This window comes from Pseudanabaena sp. PCC 7367, assembly GCF_000317065.1.
GTDB lineage: Bacteria > Cyanobacteriota > Cyanobacteriia > Pseudanabaenales > Pseudanabaenaceae > Thalassoporum > Thalassoporum mexicanum.
Window position 1 is genome coordinate 47,712 of the sequence record NC_019701.1, and the last position, 24,912, is coordinate 72,623.

The 24,912-nt window shown below is 46.3% G+C and carries 20 protein-coding genes; 9 read left to right on the plus strand and 11 right to left on the minus strand.

Annotated elements, in window-relative coordinates; genetic code table 11:
* Positions 1 to 3 precede the first annotated feature (3 nt).
* Positions 4 to 1,119, minus strand: coding sequence for a type IV pilus assembly protein PilM (gene pilM / locus PSE7367_RS00185; RefSeq protein WP_015163331.1), 1,116 nt, complete (start codon positions 1,117 to 1,119; stop codon positions 4 to 6).
* 719 nt (positions 1,120 to 1,838) lie between these two features.
* The gene (locus tag PSE7367_RS00190) at positions 1,839 to 2,657 is read right to left on the minus strand and encodes a prepilin peptidase (protein ID WP_015163332.1); all 819 of its coding nucleotides are present in this window, start codon (positions 2,655 to 2,657) and stop codon (positions 1,839 to 1,841) included.
* Positions 2,658 to 3,193: 536 nt separating this feature from the next.
* Here PSE7367_RS00190 and PSE7367_RS00195 point away from each other — a divergent pair.
* Together PSE7367_RS00195 and gcvP are read left to right on the plus strand one after the other, a co-directional pair.
* Positions 3,194 to 3,439 (plus strand): DUF7219 family protein, encoded by a 246-nt coding sequence (locus tag PSE7367_RS00195; protein ID WP_015163333.1) that lies wholly within the window; start codon positions 3,194 to 3,196, stop codon positions 3,437 to 3,439.
* A gap of 736 nt (positions 3,440 to 4,175) precedes the next feature.
* Positions 4,176 to 7,262, plus strand: a complete 3,087-nt coding sequence (gene gcvP, locus PSE7367_RS00200) for an aminomethyl-transferring glycine dehydrogenase (RefSeq protein ID WP_015163334.1) — start codon at positions 4,176 to 4,178, stop codon at positions 7,260 to 7,262.
* Between the two features lie 26 nt (positions 7,263 to 7,288).
* Here the strand turns inward: gcvP and PSE7367_RS19855 are convergent, their stop codons facing one another.
* Positions 7,289 to 7,852, minus strand: a complete 564-nt coding sequence (locus PSE7367_RS19855; protein WP_015163335.1) for an ankyrin repeat domain-containing protein — start codon at positions 7,850 to 7,852, stop codon at positions 7,289 to 7,291.
* A 250-nt stretch (positions 7,853 to 8,102) separates the two neighbouring features.
* On the opposite strand from PSE7367_RS19855, the gene PSE7367_RS00210 reads away from it, so the two are divergent.
* Both PSE7367_RS00210 and PSE7367_RS00215 read left to right on the plus strand, forming a co-directional pair.
* Positions 8,103 to 8,585: an acyl-CoA thioesterase gene (locus tag PSE7367_RS00210; protein WP_015163336.1), complete on the plus strand. Its 483-nt coding sequence runs from the start codon at positions 8,103 to 8,105 to the stop codon at positions 8,583 to 8,585.
* Positions 8,586 to 8,920: 335 nt separating this feature from the next.
* Positions 8,921 to 9,379, plus strand: coding sequence for an Hsp20/alpha crystallin family protein (locus tag PSE7367_RS00215; RefSeq protein ID WP_015163337.1), 459 nt, complete (start codon positions 8,921 to 8,923; stop codon positions 9,377 to 9,379).
* A gap of 274 nt (positions 9,380 to 9,653) precedes the next feature.
* Here the strand turns inward: PSE7367_RS00215 and PSE7367_RS00220 are convergent, their stop codons facing one another.
* The gene (locus PSE7367_RS00220; protein WP_015163338.1) at positions 9,654 to 11,483 is read right to left on the minus strand and encodes an ABC transporter substrate-binding protein; all 1,830 of its coding nucleotides are present in this window, start codon (positions 11,481 to 11,483) and stop codon (positions 9,654 to 9,656) included.
* Between the two features lie 570 nt (positions 11,484 to 12,053).
* Here PSE7367_RS00220 and hemL point away from each other — a divergent pair.
* From hemL to PSE7367_RS00235, 3 genes are all read left to right on the plus strand, one after another.
* A complete protein-coding gene (hemL, locus tag PSE7367_RS00225) occupies positions 12,054 to 13,355 on the plus strand; it encodes a glutamate-1-semialdehyde 2,1-aminomutase (RefSeq protein WP_015163339.1) in 1,302 nt (433 codons plus the stop codon).
* A gap of 225 nt (positions 13,356 to 13,580) precedes the next feature.
* Entirely contained in the window at positions 13,581 to 13,820 is a 240-nt protein-coding gene (locus tag PSE7367_RS00230) for a colicin E3/pyocin S6 family cytotoxin (RefSeq protein ID WP_015163340.1), read from the plus strand.
* Between the two features lie 3 nt (positions 13,821 to 13,823).
* The gene (locus PSE7367_RS00235; protein ID WP_015163341.1) at positions 13,824 to 14,165 is read left to right on the plus strand and encodes a hypothetical protein; all 342 of its coding nucleotides are present in this window, start codon (positions 13,824 to 13,826) and stop codon (positions 14,163 to 14,165) included.
* A gap of 20 nt (positions 14,166 to 14,185) precedes the next feature.
* On the opposite strand, the gene PSE7367_RS00240 is transcribed toward PSE7367_RS00235, so the two are convergent.
* From PSE7367_RS00240 to PSE7367_RS00260, 5 genes are all read right to left on the minus strand, one after another.
* Positions 14,186 to 16,198: a S9 family peptidase gene (locus PSE7367_RS00240; protein WP_015163342.1), complete on the minus strand. Its 2,013-nt coding sequence runs from the start codon at positions 16,196 to 16,198 to the stop codon at positions 14,186 to 14,188.
* 65 nt (positions 16,199 to 16,263) lie between these two features.
* Positions 16,264 to 19,215, minus strand: coding sequence for an excinuclease ABC subunit UvrA (uvrA, locus tag PSE7367_RS00245; RefSeq protein ID WP_015163343.1), 2,952 nt, complete (start codon positions 19,213 to 19,215; stop codon positions 16,264 to 16,266).
* A 463-nt stretch (positions 19,216 to 19,678) separates the two neighbouring features.
* Positions 19,679 to 20,284, minus strand: a complete 606-nt coding sequence (locus PSE7367_RS00250) for a V-type ATP synthase subunit D (RefSeq protein ID WP_015163344.1) — start codon at positions 20,282 to 20,284, stop codon at positions 19,679 to 19,681.
* 173 nt (positions 20,285 to 20,457) lie between these two features.
* Positions 20,458 to 21,366, minus strand: a complete 909-nt coding sequence (gene prmA, locus PSE7367_RS00255) for a 50S ribosomal protein L11 methyltransferase (protein WP_015163345.1) — start codon at positions 21,364 to 21,366, stop codon at positions 20,458 to 20,460.
* A gap of 30 nt (positions 21,367 to 21,396) precedes the next feature.
* The gene (locus PSE7367_RS00260; RefSeq protein ID WP_015163346.1) at positions 21,397 to 21,783 is read right to left on the minus strand and encodes a DUF4346 domain-containing protein; all 387 of its coding nucleotides are present in this window, start codon (positions 21,781 to 21,783) and stop codon (positions 21,397 to 21,399) included.
* A gap of 125 nt (positions 21,784 to 21,908) precedes the next feature.
* Between PSE7367_RS00260 and purN the strand changes: the two genes are divergently transcribed.
* Entirely contained in the window at positions 21,909 to 22,598 is a 690-nt protein-coding gene (gene purN, locus PSE7367_RS00265) for a phosphoribosylglycinamide formyltransferase (RefSeq protein ID WP_051038048.1), read from the plus strand.
* Between the two features lie 350 nt (positions 22,599 to 22,948).
* A complete protein-coding gene (locus PSE7367_RS22590; protein WP_015163348.1) occupies positions 22,949 to 24,235 on the plus strand; it encodes an ABC transporter ATP-binding protein in 1,287 nt (428 codons plus the stop codon).
* On the opposite strand, the gene PSE7367_RS21685 is transcribed toward PSE7367_RS22590, so the two are convergent.
* Both PSE7367_RS21685 and PSE7367_RS00275 read right to left on the minus strand, forming a co-directional pair.
* The gene (locus PSE7367_RS21685) at positions 24,189 to 24,446 is read right to left on the minus strand and encodes a hypothetical protein (RefSeq protein WP_015163349.1); all 258 of its coding nucleotides are present in this window, start codon (positions 24,444 to 24,446) and stop codon (positions 24,189 to 24,191) included. The genes PSE7367_RS22590 and PSE7367_RS21685 overlap by 47 nt on opposite strands.
* Complete coding sequence (locus PSE7367_RS00275) at positions 24,440 to 24,733, minus strand: hypothetical protein (protein WP_041698248.1); 294 nt, start codon at positions 24,731 to 24,733, stop codon at positions 24,440 to 24,442. The genes PSE7367_RS21685 and PSE7367_RS00275 overlap by 7 nt, the downstream gene beginning before the upstream one ends.
* Positions 24,734 to 24,912 lie beyond the last annotated feature (179 nt).

Below are 24,912 nucleotides of genomic sequence, written 5' to 3' on the forward strand. Positions count from 1 at the left end.
TGTTTAAGCCTCCCTAATGCCTAGTCCCAAAACTACAACCATTGCCATTCGCTCTGGTACTGACAGATCATCATCTGCACTTACAGCTAGTGCATCCAGAGGATCAACCTGGGTGACGGCAATACCCAATCGCTGTGAGAAAAATTCATTGAGCTGGCCAATGCAAGCTCCTGGGCCAACCAATAACAATTGCACCACATCCGATCCAGCGGTTTGACTGGTATGGAAATCAATCGATCGCCGCAGTTCATCGGATAGATCGCCCAGCACTCGCAAAATTGCCGCATCCCCAGGGCTATTGCCACTACCACCTGCCAACCCGGCGGTATCGATCGTCTGGATTGGCACCGTCATGGCTGAGAGCATTTCCATGTCAGTGTTGCGCCGAGGTGGTAAGTTAATTGCCCGCAGTTGGGCATTTTGAATTTGCTCAGTACCAATGCCAACCGTGCGCGAGAATTGTGGTACGCCATCAACGGTGATCGTAATTTCAGTGGACTCATATTCAATGTCTACGATCGCCACTGCCTCTGCCATAGTTTGGAAGCGAGCGAGCTGCTCTTTGAGGCTGCGAATAATTGAAAAACTGGTCACCTCAACGATGTCAACATCAAGTTGGGCAATTTCCATGGTTTGCAGATACATGTCAGTGACTTCACGCGGCGTGGCCACCATCAAAATTTCTAATCGCTCGATCCCATCGTCGTCAAGACTTGTACCTAGCTTTTGATAATCCACATCCGCATCCTCGCGGGGGAAGGGCAAATATAAGCTAGCTTCCTGGTTCAATACCATTTCGCGCAGCTCATCATCGGGAATTTCAGCGGGTAATTTAATCAGGCGGCTGACTGTTTCTCTGCCTGGCACTGCGGTAGCAACTTTTTTGGCTTTGATTTTGTTATCCGACATCAAGCCGCGAATAATTTCACCTAGGGCGATCGGATCATTAATCCGCCCTTCTTCAACAATTCCCTCATCTAAAGTGGAAGTGGCGTGATTTACCAATTTATAGCCAGCCTGACCTTTAGATTTGAGTTGAACAATATTGACCCGTTCCGAATTTACTTCTATGCCGACACCTGGGGGTTTTCCACCTATTAAACTAAGGAAATTATTCATAGCTTTTGTGCACCGCTAATTAACTTAATCACACCACTAATGCTGGGATTATAGACTGATAGGTAACTTTGTCAATAGTATGTAAAAAAACATTAGATATATTTGAGTGTGTTTTGTTAGTTTATATTCTTACATAATTGAATGATCGCTAGTTTTAGAAACTAAAGTTTTTTATCAAGACTTAATTAAAATGTTTTTGTTTAATAATATTTAGCGATCATTAATCCCATGACAAAGGTTGAATTATTGCGCTTTTAAAGTGGTTTAGTAATGCATAAAGCTGTAGATAGTTGTGCGGTTGATTGTATTGTTTGTGAATGCTTGTTTGGCAAACCAGTCAGAGACTTGGCGATCGCCATTTATCAACCTGGAATTAGTTAATGATTCCACTATTTATAGCTAGCAATCTACATTATTAGATATAAACACTAAGGCCACAATAACTAACATATACTGACATGTATTGACCAGTTTACTCAATCGAATTGTTTAGTTATTTATGAACCTAGGCTTTTATTTGGTTTAAGCTATTTAAAGTCTCAAGTCTTGTAACAGTGAGAGAGTGGAATAGCGGCTAAATCATCGATCTGCATGTAAGAATCAAGGCACCGTAATATTTATTCTCAGCCGATTAGAGTTGGCTCTACCTGACTATTTGGTACGCGGAGATAGAGATGTTTAGCTGTTTGATTATTTTAGTTTTTTAGTCATTCCTGGCATTATCCCAGGCCAAACCACTGTAAATAGGTATTAATAACGGCAGTACCAAATAAGAGAGACAGGAATCCACCGATCGCTAAAAAAGGACCAAACGGAAATGCTTGCCTCCTTAATAGTTTACCCAGGGCGATCGCTAAAATTCCTGCAATTGAGCCGAGGGCTGCCGCGATCACGATCGCAAGTAAAACCTTTTGCCAGCCTAGCCAAGCACCGATCATTGCTGCTAGTTTGGCATCTCCTGCACCCATGGCTTCGGTGTCTAGCATGATTGAGCCCAGCACCCGCATCGCATCCAACAGCCAAATACCAACTACAGCGCCAGCAATTCCGGCTAATAAATGGTTAGCACTATTGCCACTTAAAGCAGGGGCGATCCAGGGCTTGGTAATTTGTACTGCCAACCCCGCCACCAATCCCGATTGGGTTAATACATTTGGCAGCGTCATGGTGTCAAAGTCGATCAGCGAAAGGGAAATCAACCAGCTAACAAATAGTCCATAGGTGGCCAACAGGGCGATCGAGACACTAAAACCAAACCGCCAGGCAATGCACCAGAACAAAAAAGCGGTGATTGTTTCTACCAAAGGATAGCGCCATGACACCGGGGCTTTGCAATATCTACATTTGCCGCCAATCAAAAACCAGCCTACGATCGGAATATTATCCCTTGGCTTTAGTTGGGTCTCGCATTTGGGGCAGTGTGACGGGGGCGAAACCAGCGAAATTCCCGCCGGAACCCGATAGACAACCACGTTCAGAAAGCTGCCTACACATGCGCCAAAAACGATCGCTAAAATCTGTAGTAGCAGGCTTTCCAACTGCTTTGCTCCTCTCTACTAATTTGCTGATTTGCTGATTTGCTAATTTGCTGGGCTTGCCGCTTGAATTGAAAATAAGCGGGATTATTCTTAATCTTAGGGTGGCGATCGCTATTTGTATATTTAGCTCGTATATTTAGTCCTGGAAATTATTGCCCTGTGCTGGGTTTGCCCATAATCCAGGCGTGGTGATGCCGTAGAGATACAAATTATATAAATAATAAATACCTATAAAGTGCCTCTATGCTATGTAACACCTACCAGAGCTAGAACTAAGATTCAAAAAATTAAGATCAAGATCACTATTGACTTAATTCAAGTTGGCTGCATGCCATGACTAATTACTTTGATTGATTAATTACTTTCCAAACATACTCCTAATCAGCACCAGAGCGATCGCTTTACCTTCCCTTAACCTGAATATTGCTGAATTTCAGATGATTAGAATTAGCAATATGATCGAGAGATGGTAATTTGGCAAGGCATAATGTTAGTAGCCTTGGTTGTTGAACTAGGTAAAATCATTCAGGAGCACTATGACAGATAAATCCGAGTTCTTGCATCCAATCAGCAAGTATCAAGGCGAGTTCAAGCCAGAGACTTTGGTTTTTAATGCCAACTTGCAGGAATTTGCCCAGAAAGTGGGTTATGTCTGTGCGTTGGAAACTGGGGGGAAAATTAATTCTAATCAGGCCTACCAACAGATTCGGGAATTGTGGCGAGAGCTAAAAAAATCCAAGAAAGAATTGGGGATTGGCGCTCCACCTGACCAGCAAGAATAATTGGTTTAACCGATCGCTATTCTTGATTCTTGTCTAAGCGGTTCTTTGAAGCTGCACAAGTAATCGATCCAATCAGTCACATTAAAGATTAATAGATTAAGCTAGGTTGCTTACTATACATATGGCCATATGGCCTGAAATAAAGCCATGCATCATAATCATCTGAGGTAGTGCTGAACAAGTAAGGATCATTGATGTGCTGGTGGGTGGTATTGATTAGGAGATAGTTGAATATCTATAACCCAAACAAGCTAAGCTCCGAATTTTAAATCGATTGCCAATTATCTATCTTTACTACTACATGACTACCCCATCTGGCACTAGATTGGCAAAGCACGAGTAGTAGTCCACCACAAAGAATTTGATGCTTAATTTGCGATTGTGATAACTCTTTTGCAAAAGTGCGACCAATCATAATTAACGTGGTCGAGTAGTAGTAACCACAGATTAGGGTTGATTAAGATCTGTCAAACTCAGGTTTAAATCAGCTATCCCCATCTCCTAAATATCTGTATCTGTGGGTACTCTTGTCCAGGGGATGATCGCCGATAATATTAAATTGTTTAGGGTTGAGTGCTAGTAGTAGAGTCGGGGCACGAAAAGATTTATTACTACAGCGATCGCTAATTAGGGAGCTTGCTGAAGGGGGATTTCAGCCACTTTTGGGCAAATTTCTGATCCCACATCCCTAGTTAGAAATATCAGTTGTTTTAGCTATTTGGAGACAGTCCGGTTTATGTTAGAGCCTTCAACACAAGTGCAAACGAATCCTGCTATGGCAGCACCAGATGCCGATCGTGCGTTGGGGAATATGGGTGAGACAACTAGTAAATCAAGCAAATCAAGTATTAATGGCGCTGAAGCCCAATATGCTAGCCTCCTAAATTCCTTGCCAGAACTAGCTGGGGATCAGTTTGCCGATCGCCACATTGGCCCTAGAGCGACTGATATTCAGGATATGCTTGCAGTGCTGGGTTTTGAGAACATAGATGAACTGATCGCAAAAACTGTGCCCGCCAAAATTCTCAGCGATCGCCCCCTGGATTTACCCGCCAGCAAGAGCGAATATGAATTGCTCAAAGAATTAAAAGCGATCGCCAGCCACAATCAGGTATTTCGTTCCTTGATTGGCATGGGCTATGCCAACTGCATCACCCCAGCGGTGATTCAACGCAACATTTTGGAAAATCCCGGTTGGTACACCCAATACACCCCCTATCAAGCAGAGATTGCCCAGGGTCGTCTCGAAGCCCTGCTTAATTTTCAAACCATGGCGATCGAGTTAACCGGCATGGAGATCGCCAATGCTTCGCTGCTGGATGAAGCCACCGCGGCGGCAGAAGCAATGACCATGATTTATGGCGTTTATAAAGGCAAAAGTAATCAGTTCTTTGTGTCCGAGGCTTGCCATCCCCAAACGATCGCAGTGATCAAAACCCGTGCCCTGCCATTGGCGATCGAAGTGATTGTGGGCGATCATACTAGCTTTGACTTTAGTCAGCCTGGTGAAGCCGGTGTATTTGGCGCTTTGTGGCAATATCCTGCCACCGATGGCGCAATTCATAACTATCAAACTTGCATTGAGCAATTGCATGGTGCTGGTGGCTTGGCGATCGTGGCTGCCGATTTACTCAGCCTGACCCTGCTCAAGCCCCCTGGTGAATTTGGTGCTGATGTGGTGGTTGGCAATACCCAGCGGTTTGGCGTGCCATTGGGCTATGGTGGCCCCCATGCTGCTTATTTTGCCACCAAGGAAGCCTATAAGCGTCAAGTACCTGGCCGAGTTGTTGGTGTTTCCAAGGATGTGCATGGTAACAATGCGTTGCGCCTAGCTTTGCAAACCCGCGAACAACACATTCGCCGCGAGAAAGCCACCAGTAATATTTGTACGGCGCAGGTGCTTTTGGCAGTGATCGCCAGTATGTATGCGGTTTATCACGGTAGCGCTGGCTTAAATCAAATTGCGCGGCGGGTGCATTTCCTGACCGCAATCCTGGCCGCAGGACTCGAATCGCTAGGGTTTACGATCGCCAATAATTACTTCTTTGACACGATCGCAGTTAATCTGGCTGGTGCTAGTGCACAAAATGGCAATACTCAAAATGGGCAGGCTAAAGCAACAAGTGAAGAGTTGATCAAGCGATCGATCGCTAAACAAATCAATCTCCGCCCCATCAGTGAAACTGCGATCGGCATTAGTCTAGATGAAACCACTACCTTAGCCGACCTGGATGATTTATTTACCATCTTTGCGAATGGACAGCCTGACTTCACGGCGATCGATATTGCCCAGGAAATCCACGTCCAAAATGGCGAGCTGCTAAATATTCCCACTGAATTAAACCGCACCAGTGCTTATTTGACTCACCCAGTATTCAATCAATATCACAGCGAAACCGAATTGCTGCGCTACATGAATCGATTGCAGGCCAAAGACCTATCGCTCACTACGGCGATGATTCCCCTAGGTTCCTGCACGATGAAGCTAAACGCTACCGCCGAAATGGTGCCGGTGACCTGGCCAGAGTTCGGCCAAATTCATCCCTTCGCGCCGATCGAGCAAACCAAAGGCTATCAAGTATTGTTTCAACAATTAGAAGCAATGCTGGCGGAAATTACTGGTTTCGCCGGAATCTCGTTGCAGCCCAATGCTGGCTCCCAGGGGGAATATGCCGGACTGCTCACCATTCGCGCCTATCATCAAAGCCGGGGTGAAGCGCACCGGAATATTTGCTTGATTCCCCAATCCGCCCACGGCACTAACCCAGCCAGTGCGGTAATGGCAGGAATGAAAGTGGTGGCAGTGGCCTGTGATGATGAAGGCAATATCGATCTTGAGGATCTGCGCACCAAGGCGATCAAGCATGAATCACAGCTAGCGGCGCTGATGGTGACTTATCCATCCACCCACGGTGTATTTGAAACCGAGATTGTGGAAATCTGCGACATTGTGCATCAGCATGGTGGTCAGGTTTATATGGATGGCGCGAATATGAATGCCCAGGTGGGACTGTGCCGTCCTGGTGATTTTGGCATGGATGTCTGCCATTTGAACTTACATAAAACTTTTTGCATTCCCCACGGTGGTGGTGGCCCTGGAATCGGCCCGATCGGTGTGGCAACCCATTTAGTACCGTTCTTGCCGGGGCATCCCCTTAACGAATCAGCACAAGCGGAAGGCGTGGGAGCAGTTGCCGCCGCCCCCTGGGGTAGTGCTAGCATCCTGCCGATCTCCTGGACCTATATCCGCATGATGGGAGCCACAGCGCTCAAGCAAGCAACCGAAGCAGCGATCCTCAATGCGAACTATATTGCCCACCGCTTGCAGCCCCATTACCCTGTGCTTTATCGCGGTAAGAATGGCCTGGTTGCCCATGAATGCATTATCGATCTGCGTCAGCTCAAAACCTCAGCGGCGATCGAAGTGGATGATATTGCCAAACGCTTGATGGATTATGGCTTCCATGCCCCCACAGTTTCCTGGCCAGTGGCAGGTACGATGATGGTGGAACCAACGGAAAGCGAATCCAAGGCGGAACTCGATCGTTTCTGTGATGCGATGATTGCGATTAGGGAAGAAATCCGCGCGATCGAAGCAGGTACAATGGATCGCACTGACAACCCGCTCAAAAATGCACCCCACACAGCGGAATCATTGATGGCCACTGAATGGCAGCATCCCTATTCCCGCGCACAGGCCGCCTACCCGGCAGCTTGGCTCAAGGAACATAAGTTCTGGCCAGTGGTAGGCAGGATTGACAATGCCTTCGGCGATCGCAACTTTGTCTGCTCCTGTTTGCCCTTGGAAGCCTATGCTGAATAATTAATAATCTAATTATTAGTTAATTATCAATCAAAAGATGGCGCATTCTTGATCAGTTCCACCGTGTCAAAATGCCTGCCATCCCACGCCCACATCAGTGGTGTCCAGCCATTACTATCTTCGGCTAAGGTGCTTGCGCCCACGGCCAGGAGAATGCGTACGATCTCATTGTGGCCACTTCCCGCCGCCCACATCAGCGGAGTCCAATTGTAGTCATTGGGCAGGTTCACATCTCCCCCCAGGGCGATCAAAGCTCTCACTGTATCCGTATGGCCATTCACGGATGCCCACAGCATTGGTGTCCAACCATATTGATCGCGGATGTTGGGGTTGGCTCCCTGGCGCACCAGCGATCGGATTGCTTCGGTTTGGCCAGTGCGGGCTAGTTCCAGTAGTTGTAAGTCTCTCTGGTAATTAGTTTGGAATTGGTCAAATTCGTTAATCTCTTGTAGATCGAGCTGGGAGAAGGGTTCTTGCGATCGACCTGGATTGGTAATTAACAAACTCAGGGATAGGCTGAGGAGGGAAGCGATCGCTAAGCTGGATATATTCAGTCTATAATTTGCTTTACTGGCTAATTCTATAGGCATTTTCCCTGTCTCCTATGCTTGCGTCTGAACATAGTTTAGGGATTTTTGTTATGCGCTGGCTTCGGTTGTTTTGCTGAATTGCGATCGCCCTATTTTTTGGGTGCAGATCAGCAAATAAACTAAAAGATGTTAACGCATGTATTTACAATGTTTATAGTGATCTATGGTAATTAATGAGTTGAGCCGATCGCATCCTGTTTAACGCTCTTACCTTAACTTTACCCATATCCTGGCTTAAATTTTTAGCAACATGGCAAAACTACCACCCGCTGCCCTCCCCAATAAAGACATCAAAGACATCATGTACGATGGCTGGTTTAACTTTCCAGTCCGGGTTTACCCGCACCACACAGACTATGCCGGCGTAGTGTGGCATGGCACTTATGTGAGCTGGATGGAAGCAGCCCGAATCGAATGTTTACGATCGGCGGGGGTGGATTTTGATCAACTGGTTGCCTCCGGCATGGACTTGCCAGTGATGAATCTATCAATTCGCTATCACCATGCGATCAAAATGGGTGAAGACGCGATCGTGCGTTCTCGGATCACCATGCCTAACAAGCTGCGGATCAATTTTGAGCATGAGGTAATTACCAAAACTCAGCTTTGCGTGACGGCAACGGTGACGATCGTGGCAGTGGATATGCAAAAGCAGAAAATTTTACGCAGCCTGCCACCAATGCTGGAAGGGGCGATCGCTAAGTTGCTCAGTGCAGGCAAAGAAGAGCCTTAAGTTTGACTACAATCAAGACAACAATTAACCAGAAGTTCGGTAATGCGATCCTCTATGAGGGTTAAAACCGAACCAGCTTATTTACTTGGGATTGATATAGTTATATCAGGTTGAGATTGTTCCTAATGCCTGACTGCGAAAGGTAGTGAGCCTAATTTTCAACAATTGGTAAATCCAATTTGATCAAGGCGCGTAGTCCAGCAAGAACACTTCAACCTGAGCACCTAGTCCCATTAATTAACTCTAGTCAGAATTCTTGATGGATTGGGTGAAGTCATAAACCTAATTAAGTTAAGTTAAGTTAAGCGAAAAGATTAAGTTCAGGAGGAACTATTATGGCCTTAGTACGTTGGCAACCATTCCGCGAAATTGATTCTATGCAAAGGGAAATGAATCGGATTTTCGATTCCTTAGTACCGGCTTCAGAAGGTATTTTTAACGGCAATACCTTTGCGCCAGCCGTGGAACTTGACGAAAACGATGATGCAGTATTGTTAAAGCTAGAATTACCAGGCTTAAATCCTGATGATTTAGATATTCAAGTGACTGCTGATGCGGTTTCGATCGCTGGTGAGCGCAAATATGAAAAGACCACTGAAGAAAAAGGGATGACTCGTTCTGAGTTCCGTTATGGCACATTCCAAAGAGTTATTCCCTTACCTGCCAGAGTCAAAAACACCGAATCCGTGGCTGATTACAAGGACGGCATCTTACATCTAACTTTGCCCAAAGCGGAGGAAGAAAAAAGTAAGGTTTTCAAGCTCAGCCTTACGCCTGCCAGTGAATCAGCATAGTAGGGATGGCATAATTAGCCGAACACATAAATTCATTGATAATAACCTGTTTGAACGAGTTAGGAAGCTGTTTAAGCGTTAGTTTTTCTCAATTTAGTTTTTCTCAATTAAATGATTACTAACCAATCGTTTGAGCAAGAGTAGAAGATAGATAAAAGATCTAGAAAGAGGTTGTGCATAAAAGCCTACCTCTTTTTTTTTGTTTATTCACTTCGACGATTTGTATTTACGATCAGCTCTTATATCTCATAGCCAAAAAATTGCAAGATCTTAATTATTTAGTGATTGTGAGTTCATCAATATTCCAAAATGCCTTAGTGACCACCCTGGATTGAATCGCTGAGAACTTGACCCCCTCCACCCGATCGCGCACTGCACCAAGGGAATAGGGAACCACCAGGTGAATCAGGGGTAAATTTTCCTGCACTGCCTGTTGAAACTCACCCAAGACCTTCTTGCGCTCCGCTTCATCGATTACTTGCGCCGAACTGACCAACAAATTATCAATTTTGCGTTCCCAATCAGAAATCTCATGGCCAGGGATTTCTGGCTCGCCGGGTTTGGCTCCCTGATTAAACATGTGAAGATTGCCATCTACCGCCCATAGGTTCCTGCCGCTATAGGGTTCAACCCCACCCGTAAACCCCAGGATGATCGCTTCATATTCCTTGGAATTATCAATTCTGCCGATCAAAATATTAAAATCGATGCCGGTAAAGTCTACGGTGATGCCAATTTGATCGAGATCGTTTTTAATCTGTGAGCCGATCGCCCCGCGCACAGGGTTACTATCGGCATTGGTGAGCAAGGCAAATCTAACTAGATTATCATCGCTATCGCGTAGTCTTCCTTCCGCATCGTATTTAAATCCGGCTTCTTGCAATAATTGCCTTGACTTTTCGGGATCATAGTCATAGGCTTTCAGCCCTTCTTCAGCAGACCTAAAATAGGGGCTGGGCACGGATACAGGGGAGTTTTGGGGATCGCCCAGGCCACGATAGATATTGGTGATCATCGATTCTCGATCGATCGCATAGGCCACTGCTTGCCGGAATTTAACTTCATTAAACCATTTGGATTTGTAGGGTTCCACAAAGGGCTTACCAGTTTCTGGATTGCTGCCCTTATTCAAATTAAAGAATATAAAAGTTTGGCCGGTATTCGGGCCGCTGTTATAGATCGTGAAGTTGCGTTTATCTTCTTCTTTTTTAAGCAACTGAAAATCTTCGCCGCGCAAACCATAGACATCGAGATCGCCCGATCGAAACCGCAAAAGTGCCGTATCCGCCGAACTAACCTGCTGAAACACAAATTCTTCGATCTCCGGCTTGCCCTGCTGCCAATAGTAGGGATTGCGCTTCAGGATCACTCGCTCACCGGGGCGATAGCTACTTAAAACATAGGGGCCAGCACCCACAATCTGGTTAACCGGATCATTTACACGCCAGGTTTCCAAAAACTTGAGCTTGCCATCGGTATCTTTTTCCAGGGTTGGCTCAATGATGTGCTTGGGCATAATTGTAGCTCCGGCCACAGTGCGCAGGAAGGGGGCAAACTTTTCTGGCAAGGTAAATTGAATCCGCCGTTGATCGAGCTTTTCTACCTTAGGCAGTTGCTGGCTTTGGCCAATCCGCATCACATCGCGGCTGCTGGTGGGAATGTCTTCATTGAAAATTAAGCGATTGTAGGTAAAATCCACATCATCGGCGGTGAGTGGTTCGCCATCCGACCATTTCAGCCCTTCACGCAGGGTGAAAATATACCGCAAACCATCATCCAAAACCTCCGGCATACTTTCAATCAATTCGGGGGTGATTTCGGCGGTAACACCATCCTGGCCAATCATGCTATTGGTGGCAAAGGTCATGATTGTGGAGCTAGTGGCATCGGTAATCAGGAGCGGGTTAAAGGTTTTGGGATCGCCCAGAATATTCGCCACCAGTCGATTGCTCTTAACATCGCCGCCAATACCATTATTGGTAGTTGTGCCCGCACAACCAACCAGGAACAACGAGCAGACGATCGCAAACAACAGCAAAAACAGCGATCGCCACATTAATCTTTGTTGTTTATATCGGCTATATCTGCGTCTGCTGTGATTCATGGCCTCATACTTTCCTTAATAAATTCTTGCGGTTGCTGATTGCAGTTGTGGATGGGTCAACCCTGATAATCTCAATTGAGTAGTTGATTTTGCGGAGGGCTATTGAGCTATTAAATATAAATATATAAATATAACGCGATGTGCAACTAAAACTCTGAAACCCTTATATCCTCGTGCTAGTTAACCTGGATCTTGATATTTTGGATCGCTCAAACGACCTAAAATCAATGGCCTGGAAATAGTTGCACACCAGGTAAATATAGCTAGCTGGATGTAATACCTATGATTGTAATCCAGATGTCTCTAGTCAGCCCAAGCTTACTGGCACGATCGTAGTTAGTCATGATAACTAGCCTAAAAGCCTAAACCAGCTCGATCGACTAACCGCATGGTTGCTAAATACCCTCAATATCAAGGAGCAATTGACTGGGAGCTAGCGATCGCTGCTTACAGTTAGTTACATAAGTTAAGAAACATCTAGATATTGCCAGAAACAATCGCCACTTGAGCTAGATTTACATATAGACAAAAACTAAAGCACACAATTAATCATTAATTTAAGATATCGACATGGTTGCACAGGCATATAAAAATACCAAATCCCAAGAAATATTTAGCCAAGCTAAAAATCTGATGCCCGGTGGCGTAAGTTCACCAGTGCGGGCGTTTAAATCCGTTGGCGGTGAACCGGTGGTGTTCGATCGCGTCAATGGTGCCTATGCCTGGGACATCGATGGCAATCGCTACATTGACTATGTGGGTACCTGGGGGCCGGCGATCGTTGGCCATGCTCACCCCGAAGTGATCGAAGCATTGCACAAATGTCTAGACAAAGGAACTAGTTTTGGTGCGCCCTGCGTTCTGGAAAACCAACTGGCGGAAATGGTGATCGCCGCTGTGCCCAGCATTGAAATGGTGCGGTTTGTTAATTCCGGCACCGAGGCTTGCATGTCGGTATTACGGCTGATGCGTGCTTTCACGGGGCGCGACAAGGTAATCAAATTTGAGGGCTGTTACCACGGCCATGCGGATATGTTTTTGGTTAAGGCTGGTTCTGGGGTAGCCACCCTGGGCTTACCCGACTCCCCTGGTGTGCCCAAGTCCACCACCGCCAGCACCCTCACTGCTCCCTACAATGACCTTGAAGCAGTTAAAAAACTATTTGCCGAGAACCCCGATCAAATTTCTGGAATTATTCTAGAGCCAGTGGTCGGTAATGCCGGCTGTATTGTGCCCAAGCCAGGATTCTTGGAAGGGCTTAAAGAAGTAGCCCATGCCAATGGCGCACTACTGGTCTTTGATGAGGTAATGACTGGGTTTCGGATCGCCTATGGCGGCGCTCAAGAAAAGTTTGGGATCACCCCCGATCTCACTTGCCTGGGTAAAATCATCGGCGGTGGTTTGCCCGTAGGTGCCTATGGTGGTCGCAAGGACATTATGGAAATGGTGGCTCCTGCTGGCCCAATGTATCAGGCCGGGACTCTTTCTGGGAATCCCTTGGCGATGACGGCGGGTATTAAAACCCTGGAAATCCTCAATCGCCCTGGCACCTATGAGCAGCTCGATCGCATCACCAAAAAGCTGGCCGATGGCATGTTGGCGATCGCCCATGAAACTGGCCATGCTGCCACTGGTAATCAAATCAGCGCCATGTTCGGCATGTTCTTCACCGATCGCCAGGTCTATAACTATGAAGATGCCAAAACCTGTGACACCGCCAAGTTTGGCAAATTCCATCGCGGCATGTTAGAGCATGGTGTGTATCTAGCTCCGTCGCAGTTTGAAGCAGGATTCACGGCGATTGCCCACAGTGATGAAGACATCGCTGCTACCCTGACAGCGGCTCGTGCGGTACTGAGTGAAATCAAATAAATCTGGCGATCGCTCGTCACGATAAGTTAGGAATTCCAAAAAAAATATCTTTCAAGCTCAGGTTGCTGTTAGCTATGCAGCGCCTGGGCTTTTGGTTATGAGAAGAAAAATATTAGTTAACGCAAGACATTAAAATGATAAAAACAAAATTTAAGACGGTATAATTAATGTGGCTAAGCTCTATGCATCTTGTGGCTGGAGTTATAATTAAGCAAGGATTATCCAGTGGGCGGCAAACCAATCCCGAAGCCTTCAATCCTAGATGAATGTAAAGTTGTAGGAATTGAGGCTGGTAGAAAAGTCTACAAAGATAAAGCTGAAAATCGCTACTACATGTGGGATTCACTTCATGGTGAAGTTGAAGTATTCAACAAAAGAGGTACACACATTGGTGTGGCATGTCCAATCACTGGTAAGCGAATTAAGCCTGCGGTTAAAGGAAGAAAAATAAGCAAACAGAACTAAGAAATGATGGCAACATTTATCGAATTGTGTCTTTCCGGCAATACTGAGGCTGATCAGATCGATGATTTTATTGATTTGTGGCACGATAACAAAGCAGGGCAAGATCAAGAATTGCATGAGTTCTTAGGCATGACTTGGGACGAATATTCGGTATGGTTAACTAAACCATCAGTATTCCCTTACATTTTGTCGGCACGGGCTAAAAATGTTTCTTTGCGTACCGAGCTTGAGTATGAGAAGAGCATTCTAAGCGCTAATAAAGATTCTTCTGCAAAAGTAGAAAAAATAGATACTTGGCTCAAACTGCTAACACTTACAGAAAGCTCATTGGTTGAAAGCAGCTAAGCTATAACTATGTATTACTGTTATGGGTTTAAGTGTTCTACAAAGAAATCGATCGTGTGGCCAATTTCCAGCACCTGATTACTCCGTTTCGCCGAACCATGCCCTTCATCGGCAAAGATAATTAACTGAGAAGGGATCTCTCTTTCTTCCAATGCCCGCTGGATCTGCACCGCTTCCCCCACCGGAACTCTGGGATCATTTGCGCCCTGAATAATTAATAAGGGATCTTGAATTTGATCGATGTAAGTAATGGGCGAGAGCTGGATCAATGCCTGCCGATCGCGTTCTGGATCGCCATATTCACTGATTCGCAACGGCCGACGGAACTCTGCCGTATTTTCCAGGAAGGTAATTAGATTACTCATTCCCACCAAGGCCACCCCAGCATCATAGCTACCCGCAAACTTAGTCATACCCATCAAAGTAGAATAGCCGCCATAGCTCCAGCCCATGATGCCCACCTTTGGTTCCATGTCATTCACCTGCCAGTTGGTGCGAATATAGGTAGAAGCATCGGCAATATCGGAAATTACCGCCAATCGCTTCGGGCCATCATCGGCACTGAGCCAGGCTTTACCATAACCATCACTACCACGTACATTGGGCTCCACATAAATAAATCCAGCCTGCACAAACAATTGCGCCAATCGATTGAATCCAGCGGTGCTCTGTGCTTCGGGGCCACCATGAAAATGTACTACCACTGGGCAGGGTTCGCTGGCATTCTGGCACTGGGGCGATCGCCACACGAACATGGGGATCTCAGTGCCATCTTGGGCAGGATAGGATTCTAATGTTGCACCGACAAACTTGCTCTGGTCTAATTCCGGTACGCTGGGCAACACCCACTGAGTCAGGTTTTGGGTCTGCCAATCATAGACATAGCTGGTGCGGGGGGCAGTGGCCGTACTCACTCCCAAGCTAATATAGCGACCATTGCGGGTTGTTGAACCTGCATAGATCAAATCCGCATTGGCAAATTCCGGTAAGGCGATCGGCTCAAATGTCTTGGCATCAAGCGCCTGGAGTTTTAAATAGCCGCGATCGTTGACGGTATAAATAATCCGTTGGCGCAGATAGTCAATCTCAAAGCTGGATACATCCATTGGTAGCTCTGGGGTGATCGGCGTGAATTCCCCATCATCACCATTGGTGTAGCGATATAAACGGCGGAATTGATCAAACTTGGGGGTTAGTACCAGCAACTCATCGGGATTGGCACTGAATTGTGCAACAAATTCTTCCGGCTGTTCCTGTCCCAGTAATGGTGTTAATTTCCCACTAGCTTCGTCATAGCGATAATATTCCCGCGACAGGCTGCCCGTTGCTTTGCCAAACAAAAAAGTTTTACTGCCAGTATTGCCATCCGGTAAAACATCGGCGATGTACCAGACCCCTGGTTCTGACAGGAGTAATTCCTTTTGCTTTGTAGCAATGTCATAGCGATAGATCGCAAAGGAAGCTGGGTCAACATCATTCGCCATGTAATAAATACTACGCGAATCATCTGATATGAAGGCAAAGGAAGTTCTGACTCCATCATCGTGCTGGATTACTTCCAGGGGGCTACCATTGGTAGATTGTAAATATAAACCGGGATTTTCCTGCCCCTGCCGATCGCGTGATAGCACCAGGAACTTACCATCAGGGCTAATTCCCCTCAACGCAGTAGAATCCTGCCCACCAGTCATTTGCACTGGAAAGCTTTGGGGGCCATCGATCCGCCATATTTGCCTGGTGCCAGTAATGCTCCAACTAAAGAACATGGTTTCACCATCGGGGCTGAGCAATCCCAAACCGGGCGATCGCACATCCAGAATCGATTCAATTTGCTTGGTGGCCTGAGCATCCAGACTGGGCGGCGCATATTTTTCTAGGGTGGCAGCATCCAGACTTTCTCGACCTAAGCCTTCGTAGGCGATCGCCTGATTTGACTGATTATTTGGCATGGCGGCAAACATAACGGCAACACCAACAAAGGAAGTAAACGAAGTAATGGCAGTAATTAGGGCGATTGACAGGATTCGGCTCATGGAAGGTTAGCTAATTATATTTAGGCAAGTATGTTTATGGCAGTAATTAGATTTCAAATAATTATTTAATCGGCACTTTCTAGCTCAGCACGGGGATATTCGCCCAACACTCGGCTCAGGAATTGTCCCGTATAGGATTCAGGTATTTCTGCCACTTGTTCTGGTGTGCCCTCCGCAATAATATGGCCACCTTGATCGCCACCTTCTGGGCCTAGATCAATCAACCAATCGGCACTACGAATCACATCCAGATTATGCTCGATCATCAAGACGGTATTCCCTTTATCAACCAAGCGCTGCACTACATCCAGCAGCAAATGCACATCGGCGAAGCTCAGCCCGGTAGTTGGTTCATCGATCAAATAGAGGGTTTTACCAGTCGATCGCCTGGCTAGTTCGGTGGCCAGTTTTACCCGTTGCGCTTCTCCGCCCGATAGGGTTGGTGCTGGTTGTCCCAGGCGAATATAGCCCAGCCCCACATCCACCAGCATACCTAGCTTGGCATGGGCTTGGGGAATATTCTCGAAGAAGTGCATCGCCTCCTCGATCGTCATGTTCAATACATCAGAAATATTCTTATCCCGATAGATTACCTGCAAGGTTTCGCGGTTATATCTAGCTCCCTTGCACACATCACAGGTAACATAAACATCGGGTAGGAAGTTCATGGAAATCACGTTTACCCCCTGTCCACCACAGGCTTCACAGCGTCCCCCTTTAACATTAAATGAGAACCGACCCGCTTTATATCCCTTCGCCTTAGCTTCGGTGGTGAGGGCAAAGGTGTCACGAATCACATCAAAAACGCCTGTGTAGGTGGCAGGATTGGAACGAGGCGTACGACCGATCGGCGATTGGTCGATCACAATAAATTTATCTAGGCTTTTTGCACCCTTGATCGCTTCTACTCCCTCTGGCATTGGTGTACGGCGATTGAAATAATGGCTGAGGTAATTGTGCAAAATTTCATTGATCAGCGTCGATTTGCCAGAACCAGACACCCCGGTAATACAAACCATCATGCCGAGGGGGATTCGCACATCAATATTCTTGAGGTTGTTGCGATGGGCATCGATGATTTCCAACTTGCGACCATTGCCACTGCGTCGCTGGGCGGGGGTATAAATTTGCGATCGCCGCGATAGATAAGCCCCAGTGATCGATTTTTTATTCTTTTCAATGTCCTTAACCTGGCCAGCAACCACGATCTCACCGCCATGAATCCCGGCACCAGGGCCGATGTCTACCAGATAATCAGCGGCACGGATCGTTTCTTCGTCGTGCTCTACCACAATCAGGGTATTACCCAGATCTCTGAGCTTAGTCAGGGTTTTGAGTAAACGGGAATTATCCCGCTGATGCAGGCCAATACTTGGTTCATCCAGCACATATAACACTCCAGTCAGGCCGGAGCCAATCTGGGTTGCCAATCGAATCCGTTGTGCTTCACCACCAGACAGGGTACGGGTCGATCGATTCAGGGTTAAATAGTCCAATCCCACATCAAGCAAAAATTGCAAGCGGTTCTTGATTTCCTTCAAGACCAATTCGCCAATCTTGGCGGTGCGCTGGTCTAGGTCTAGATTGTTAAGGCGATCGAGGCAGGTATCGATCGAAGCGGAAGTAAAGTCAGTAATCCGATAGCCACCGATTCTCACTGCCAGAGCTTCTGGTTTGAGTCTAGTGCCACCGCAAGCACTACAGGGCAATTCGACGATATATTGCTCTAATTTTTGTTGAAAACTGTCGGAACTGGCATCGCGGTATTGCTGATCCAGCATGGCGATCGCCCCTTCATAGCGTTTAAAATAACCTTTGCTACTACTAAACCGCGAGTCTGCCTTGATAAATATTTTCTCAGTGGTGCCATAGAGCACAATATCTTTTTGGGATTCGCTCAGCTTCTCCCAGGGAGTACCAATATCAAAGCCACAATATTCACCCACACTCACCAGCAGCGAGAGATAATAGGAATGGCTCTTATCAGCCCAGGGTGCGATCGCCGCATAAACTGGCAATTTGGGATCGGGAATCATCAATTCCGCCGAGAAGGTTTTGCTCGTACCCAACCCATGACAGGTCGGACAAGCGCCATAGGGGGAGTTGAACGAAAAGATCCGGGGTGAGAGTTCGTCCATTACTGCGCCATGTTCGGTGCAGGCAAAGTTCTCCGAGAAAGTAATTAATTCCGGTTTACGTTTCTGCTCAGGATTGACATTATTCTCACCAGAACCATTATTCTCAATCCCCTCAGCTTGGCTCTCAGCTAACTGCTGCGCCTCTTCTACGCCCCGATCGAGCACTTCAATTACCGCAATTCCCTCTGCTTTTTTGAGGCAAGTGGCCAGCGAATCGGTCAAGCGCTCTTGGATGCCATCTTTACGAATCAGGCGATCGACGACCACTTCAATATCATGCTTTTTGTTCTTCTCCAGTTCAATATTGTCGCTCAGTTCCCTTACCTCACCATTAATCCGCACCCGTGCGAATCCTTCTGTGACCAGATTAGTGAGTAGTTTTTTGTGCGTCCCCTTCTTACCCCGAATTACTGGTGCTAATAGTTGGAATTTCGATCGCTCCGGTAAGGCCATGATCTGATCAACCATTTGATCGATCGTTTGGGGCGCAATATTGCGATCGCAGACATAACAATGGGGATCACCTGCTCGGCCAAACAGCAGCCGGAAATAGTCATAGATTTCAGTGACAGTGCCCACCGTAGATCGTGGGTTGTGGGAAGTGGATTTTTGATCGATCGAGATCGCCGGACTCAGCCCTTCAATGTAATCAACATCTGGTTTTTCAACCTGACCCAAAAACTGCCGCGCATAGGCACTAAGCGATTCCACATAACGCCGCTGCCCCTCTGCAAAAATTGTATCGAAGGCCAAAGAGGACTTGCCGGAACCAGACACGCCGGTAAATACTACCAGGCGATCGCGCGGGATCGTAAGATCGACATCCTTGAGATTATGTTGGCGGGCACCACGAATATGAATGTGGGAGTGGTCAGGCATGGGTAGGCGATTGGCTAACTAACGGCTGTTTGAGAATTGATTAACCGAGGCAGGAGTAGTTCAGCTAAATATGACTATCTTGTCTTAGGTATTTTGTAGATAGACTTTAGTATTTTGCAGATATAGCAGATATATTAGATATATGGGCATGGCAGTCTATGCTGACACACGATTACTATAAACGTACAAATAATCTAAACATAGATCTACCCCCAAATACATACCCACACATGCATAAATATTTACGCATAGCTGAGCTTGGCGGTTTGGCTGTGATTAATTAGCTCAAATTACTAACCTTCAAATTAGAGCACGATCGAAAGTTACCTTAATCAATGCTCTCGGTGGGATTGCTTAATCCAGAAACAGAAATATTGGCATCATAACGATTAAACCGATGTACAGCATTTGTACAGCATTACCGATCGCTAAATTGTCAACCTATCTCAACGATCTGCAATGCCTAATAACTAGACTTGGCCGTCAGCTTAGACTTAGCAATCTTCGATCGGGCAACGGCAGTTCTGGCCTTATCTTCCAGATAGATTTTGATCATGCGAATATTTTTCTGGCATTCGGGGATTAAAACCTTCTCAAACAAATTAATCCGCTGCGTCACTTTTTTGAGGGCGGCATCCAGCTTTTCTACTCTTTCTTCTAAGATTTTGACCTGGAGCGTCATTCGCGCAATCTCCTGCAAAGACTCCACCAGATTATCAAACCACAGCGGTGCACCCAGGGTGGTGTAGGGATGCACCACAAAATTAATTTCACCCAAAACCGGCAAAATTACCCCAGCTACATTTTCATTGCGGGTTTCCCATCCCTTCAATCGCACCAGGCCATGCAACTGTACTGAAGTATCACCCAGCAGAGCAACCCAATCATCTATTTGTGCTTGATATTGGACTAGTCTTTGTTTTTGCTCACTCAACATCCGCCTAGCCTTGCCCGCTTCACCCTGGAGCTGTTGCTTTTTTAAATCCAAGGAAGGCAAGAACTTTTGATAGGTATCTTTTTGATCTTTCTGATTTTTAAGCGAACTTTTGTTTAGTGCGACCTTAGCCATATGAATTCAGTTAATGGGTTTGCGGATTAAGGAAAAGTTTTTAGTAAAACGGGTATGGACTTGAAGTGCATTGCAGTGTTTTACCAGTAAAAATATAAAATTCAATCAACACTGTAACTATATTCATACCAACATTTTGGCATCTTTCCAAACGCAATGACCAAATTAATCAGCTAATTAGAGCGCCGAATCGTAAGACAGCTCCACTCCTGCCGCTTCCATAGCGTCGCAATCACCCAATTATGTCGATCTAGCTCTTCTGCAATCAACGGTACTTGCTCTAGCAAAATGCCACTCAAAATACCCCAACCATTAGGTTTAATTAACTGCTCCATGTAGGGGATCATATCAACAATAATTTCCGCCAGGATATTACAGGCAAAGCCATCCACTGGGGTAGGTAAACTTTTGAGCAGATGTCCCATGCTGCCAACGTCTGCCCAGAGGCGATCGTCATCGATCTGATTGCGTTGGAAGTTTAATCTGGTTGCCTTGATCGCCAAAGAATCAGTATCAACCGCATAGACCTTACTCACCCCCAATAAAATTGCGCCAATTCCCAAAATCCCCGAACCACAGCCAATATCTGCAAAGACAGTGTCATCATCTGGCTTGATCCCCATCAGCCGCATTTCCAACGCTTCCAGGCAAAGTTGGGTAGTGGCATGGGCACCAGTACCAAAGGCACTGCCAGGATCAAGATGAATAATTTGTCGATCGCCAGGATCTTCTAGTTCAATCCAACTGGGGCAAATCACAAAGGCATCGCCAATTTTTTGCGGTTGCCAATGTTGCTTCCAACTGGTTGACCAATCCTCTTCGTTGATCATCCGCCAGGTCACGATCGGTGCTTCGGCTTCGATCGCCAGGGCATCTTGGGCTGCCCACAGCGCCAAAGCAGATAAATCCAGCAGGGATGACTTTTCGAGCGGTAAATAGGCCTTAATTAAAACCTGATCACCAGCGATCGCACTGGCAGTTCCCTCGCAGCCAAATTTTTGCAATCGCCAAAATAACAACTCATCAAGGGCATGGCTGGCTAAGATCTGGATTTCCCACCAATTATTATTGAGGGTTGGCATGGTGTTGACCAACTGAATAACTTCCCGGTGTCAGTCCTGAATATACTCTTGTTGATTAATCAAAGCCTGCTCAGCACGTTGTAACTCTCGTCCTAAGTATGCAGCATGGTCAAGCATAGTCACAAAGCAAATTTCACTGCGCTCAAAAATTTTTACACAGACTTCTTTGGCACTATGACCGCTAAAGATGGTGGTGGCCTCACGATTAACCTTGCCCTTAGCTGGAATTGGCTTACCAGTAGCTGGATCTACAGCCAGGCCGTTCTCATCGATCGCATTAGTAAAATGCTTAGCATGGATTAAACCTTGTTCCGGTTCAAGATAAATAATAAAGTAGCCACCAGGGTCAAGCTGAATTGACCGCTTTGACAACTGATCATCTATTTCTTTAATTTGTTGGGCAATGCTGACAATCATAATTTAAATTAATTTAAATTCCATCGATCAAACCGCTCAGATATTTTGTTTATCTAGTATAGACTTTACCCAACCCATGATCGCCTATCATGATCATTTGGGTGCTAGCAAATGATCCAAGTTTAATGATTCAGCCTAATCCTGCCATCTCTACGCCTCAGACTTATAATAATCCTGATAATTCTGTCAATCTCGGCAATCCTCCCGATCGCTTAGCCCTACCCGTCTCGATCGGCATTTTAGCTTCCGGTAGTGGTTCTAATTTGGAGGCGATCGCCAATACACTTAACAATGCCACAGTGGCTGGCCTAAATCCAGATACGGCCAAGCTCAGCGTGGTGGTGTATAACAATCCTAACGCCTATGTGCAGCAGCGGGCGCAAAAGTTGAGTATCCCAGCGGTATTGTGTAACCATCGTGAGTATGACAGCAGAGAGCAATTGGATGCGGCAATTATTGAGGTTTTCCAACAATATCAAGTAGATCTGGTGGTGATGGCTGGTTGGATGCGGATTGTGACTGATAAATTAATTAATGCCTATCCGCGCCGGATTTTGAATATTCACCCTAGTCTATTACCCAGTTTCCCTGGTGCCAAGGCGATCGTTCAGGCGCTAGCATATGGTGTGAAAATTACTGGCTGTACGGTGCATATTGCGATCGCCGAAGTTGATGCGGGGCCAATTCTACAACAAGCCGCTGTCCCGGTCTTGCCCAATGATACGCTGGAAACTTTGCATCAACGAATTCAAGTGCAAGAACATATTATCTATCCACAGGCGATCGCTGACTACATCAAATTGCTTAGCTCATGATTAGAGAACTTCGGATCATCAAAATCCTGAGATATTAGCTAAGTTAGATAAGTTACCTAAGTAGCATTGATTTCTAGGGATAGGGACTATTTGAGAGCTTTGCGAGCGTTTCTGCCTAATAAGACTCAGGGTATTGTATGGATTCACCTTAGCTGCCCAGTTAAGGCTAGGTATCTAGGTTTGCCAAACGGGTTTCATGGTGGACTCTAACTAACTGTAACTATGTCAATATTTAGCTTTTGGTCAATCAAAAGCAGTTTCGATCGCTATTGCGAAAGATTTCTATTAAGATAAAAGATAATTAGAGCAGCCCTCACCAATCTACTACAGTCCCAAAATCACACTTCAATATGTCCGAAAGCCCTCAGACCCAAATCCTACAGCTAGAAAATATTACCAAGCAATTTTCGCGTCATCAGCCCGCCGCCGTTGATCACGTCACCCTTAGTTTGGTGCAGGGCGAACTAGTTAGCTTCCTAGGGCCATCTGGATGTGGCAAAACCACGCTGCTGCGTTTGATTGCTGGATTCGAGCGACCTCAATCCGGAGCGATCGCCATTGCCGAAACCTTAGTGGCTGGCCAGGGGCAATGGGTGCCGCCAGAACGACGTGAGGTGGGCATGGTATTTCAGGACTATGCTTTATTTCCCCACTTGACTGTCCACAAAAATATTGCATTTGGGCTCCGCAATCGCTTTAAGCAGAAACAACCGGCTAAAGCCCAATTAAATCAGCGGATCGCAGTAGTATTGGCACTGGTGGGGCTAGAAGGCTTTGGCGATCGTTATCCCCATGAGCTATCCGGCGGTCAACAACAGCGGGTGGCTTTGGCCAGAGCCTTAGCGCCAGCACCCAGATTGATTTTGCTCGATGAACCCCTCAGTAATCTGGATGTGCAGGTGCGATTGCGATTGCGGCAAGAACTGCGCGAGATTTTGAAAAGCTCCCATACTACGGCAATTTTTGTCACCCATGACCAAGAAGAAGCACTCTCGATCGCCGATCGGGTGGCGGTAATGCGCTATGGCCGGATCGAGCAATTTGATACCCCTGAGAAAATCTATGGTAAACCCGCCTCTAAGTTTGTGGCTGAATTTGTGACCCAAGCAAACTTTTTGCCAGTCCAGCGTCAGGGCGATCGCCTCCTAAAAACCGAGTTAGGCTGCTTTGATCTGGATATTCTTAATCTAGATGCCATGAACTCAACTCAGACGGCTGCTGCTATGTCTGTTAGTAATGGCAATAATGGTCAAGTTGAGCCTACCGATCGAGAGAGCGTCGATCAGCCCATTAGCCCCCAAGAAGCAATTACGCGATCAAGCCGGAAGCCACAAATATCATTGCAAACTGAGCCAGTATTATCTCAAAACATTAACCTAGAGCTAAAAATTCCCCCCGCGACAGAATTGATGGTTAGGCAAGAAGATTTAAAGCTAGAGCTAGACCCAAGCGCAACGATGAAGATTCACGATCGCCAGTTTTTAGGGCGTGAATATCGTTATATCATTCAAACCCCCACGGGCAAGCTGATTAATGTGCTCGATCGGCATAAGTCAATTTTGCCCATTGGCGCAAAGGTAAGGGTGATGATTACACCACGATCGGCATTGTTATTTCCAGCCAGCGTGAAGTTATAGGCTGCCTTGAAATCATTGCTAAGCAGTTAAAATCCGTATCGATCATGAGCCTGCCCATATGCATGTGTTCAAAGGTCGAAAGAATCAGACCAATCGAAGACAGGTAAAGATAAATATTTGTATTCAATTCCAACACTCGCGCAAATACCTTATTTCTCGTTGCGTTGGGGACAGTGCGCACAAAGGGTTCGCCCTCCGTCAGAATCACCATGATTTTTTAATGCTGTTGCCATCAACGCTGCTGCCATCGGTGCCGAAGATTACGCAGCCGCTGGGTACGTTGAATTGGTCAAAGCTGTGGAACAGGTTATTACCATTAACAGTGCCGGGGCCAACTGGATTGATCTGATGGCCATCCACTGTGGTGGCGGTAGTTCCGTCGGTTGTGACCTGTGCCTGAATCGGTGGGATAGATGGGGCTAACCAAGGAAGACCGATCGAAAGCGCACCAAAAGAAATCCCGACAACGGCAATAAGTAATTCCGCATAGCTCCACACACTACAGAGATTGAAGTTAAAATAATAGATGGGCGTAATGTGTAATCGGAGGCCATTGACTTTTACTAAAGTACCGATCGCACATCACCTTAATATCGATTATGTCTTAGCATATCCTGTCTTAGACTTCATGGCTGTGGCATCGTGTATATGGCTTGTTTGTAGGTAACTGAATATTT

Bases quoted from the DNA above. Each gene is read 5' to 3' on its own strand.
- pilM (WP_015163331.1), bottom strand. From the start codon at position 1,119: ATGAATAATTTCCTTAGTTTAATAGGTGGAAAACCCCCAGGTGTCGGC.
- PSE7367_RS00195 (WP_015163333.1), top strand. From the start codon at position 3,194: ATGACAGATAAATCCGAGTTCTTGCATCCAATCAGCAAGTATCAAGGC.
- gcvP (WP_015163334.1), top strand. From the start codon at position 4,176: ATGTTAGAGCCTTCAACACAAGTGCAAACGAATCCTGCTATGGCAGCA.
- PSE7367_RS19855 (WP_015163335.1), bottom strand. From the start codon at position 7,852: ATGCCTATAGAATTAGCCAGTAAAGCAAATTATAGACTGAATATATCC.
- PSE7367_RS00210 (WP_015163336.1), top strand. From the start codon at position 8,103: ATGGCAAAACTACCACCCGCTGCCCTCCCCAATAAAGACATCAAAGAC.
- PSE7367_RS00215 (WP_015163337.1), top strand. From the start codon at position 8,921: ATGGCCTTAGTACGTTGGCAACCATTCCGCGAAATTGATTCTATGCAA.
- PSE7367_RS00220 (WP_015163338.1), bottom strand. From the start codon at position 11,483: ATGAATCACAGCAGACGCAGATATAGCCGATATAAACAACAAAGATTA.
- hemL (WP_015163339.1), top strand. From the start codon at position 12,054: ATGGTTGCACAGGCATATAAAAATACCAAATCCCAAGAAATATTTAGC.
- PSE7367_RS00235 (WP_015163341.1), top strand. From the start codon at position 13,824: ATGATGGCAACATTTATCGAATTGTGTCTTTCCGGCAATACTGAGGCT.
- PSE7367_RS00240 (WP_015163342.1), bottom strand. From the start codon at position 16,198: ATGAGCCGAATCCTGTCAATCGCCCTAATTACTGCCATTACTTCGTTT.
- uvrA (WP_015163343.1), bottom strand. From the start codon at position 19,215: ATGCCTGACCACTCCCACATTCATATTCGTGGTGCCCGCCAACATAAT.
- PSE7367_RS00250 (WP_015163344.1), bottom strand. From the start codon at position 20,284: ATGGCTAAGGTCGCACTAAACAAAAGTTCGCTTAAAAATCAGAAAGAT.
- prmA (WP_015163345.1), bottom strand. From the start codon at position 21,366: ATGCCAACCCTCAATAATAATTGGTGGGAAATCCAGATCTTAGCCAGC.
- PSE7367_RS00260 (WP_015163346.1), bottom strand. From the start codon at position 21,783: ATGATTGTCAGCATTGCCCAACAAATTAAAGAAATAGATGATCAGTTG.
- purN (WP_051038048.1), top strand. From the start codon at position 21,909: ATGATTCAGCCTAATCCTGCCATCTCTACGCCTCAGACTTATAATAAT.
- PSE7367_RS22590 (WP_015163348.1), top strand. From the start codon at position 22,949: ATGTCCGAAAGCCCTCAGACCCAAATCCTACAGCTAGAAAATATTACC.
- PSE7367_RS21685 (WP_015163349.1), bottom strand. From the start codon at position 24,446: ATGGTGATTCTGACGGAGGGCGAACCCTTTGTGCGCACTGTCCCCAAC.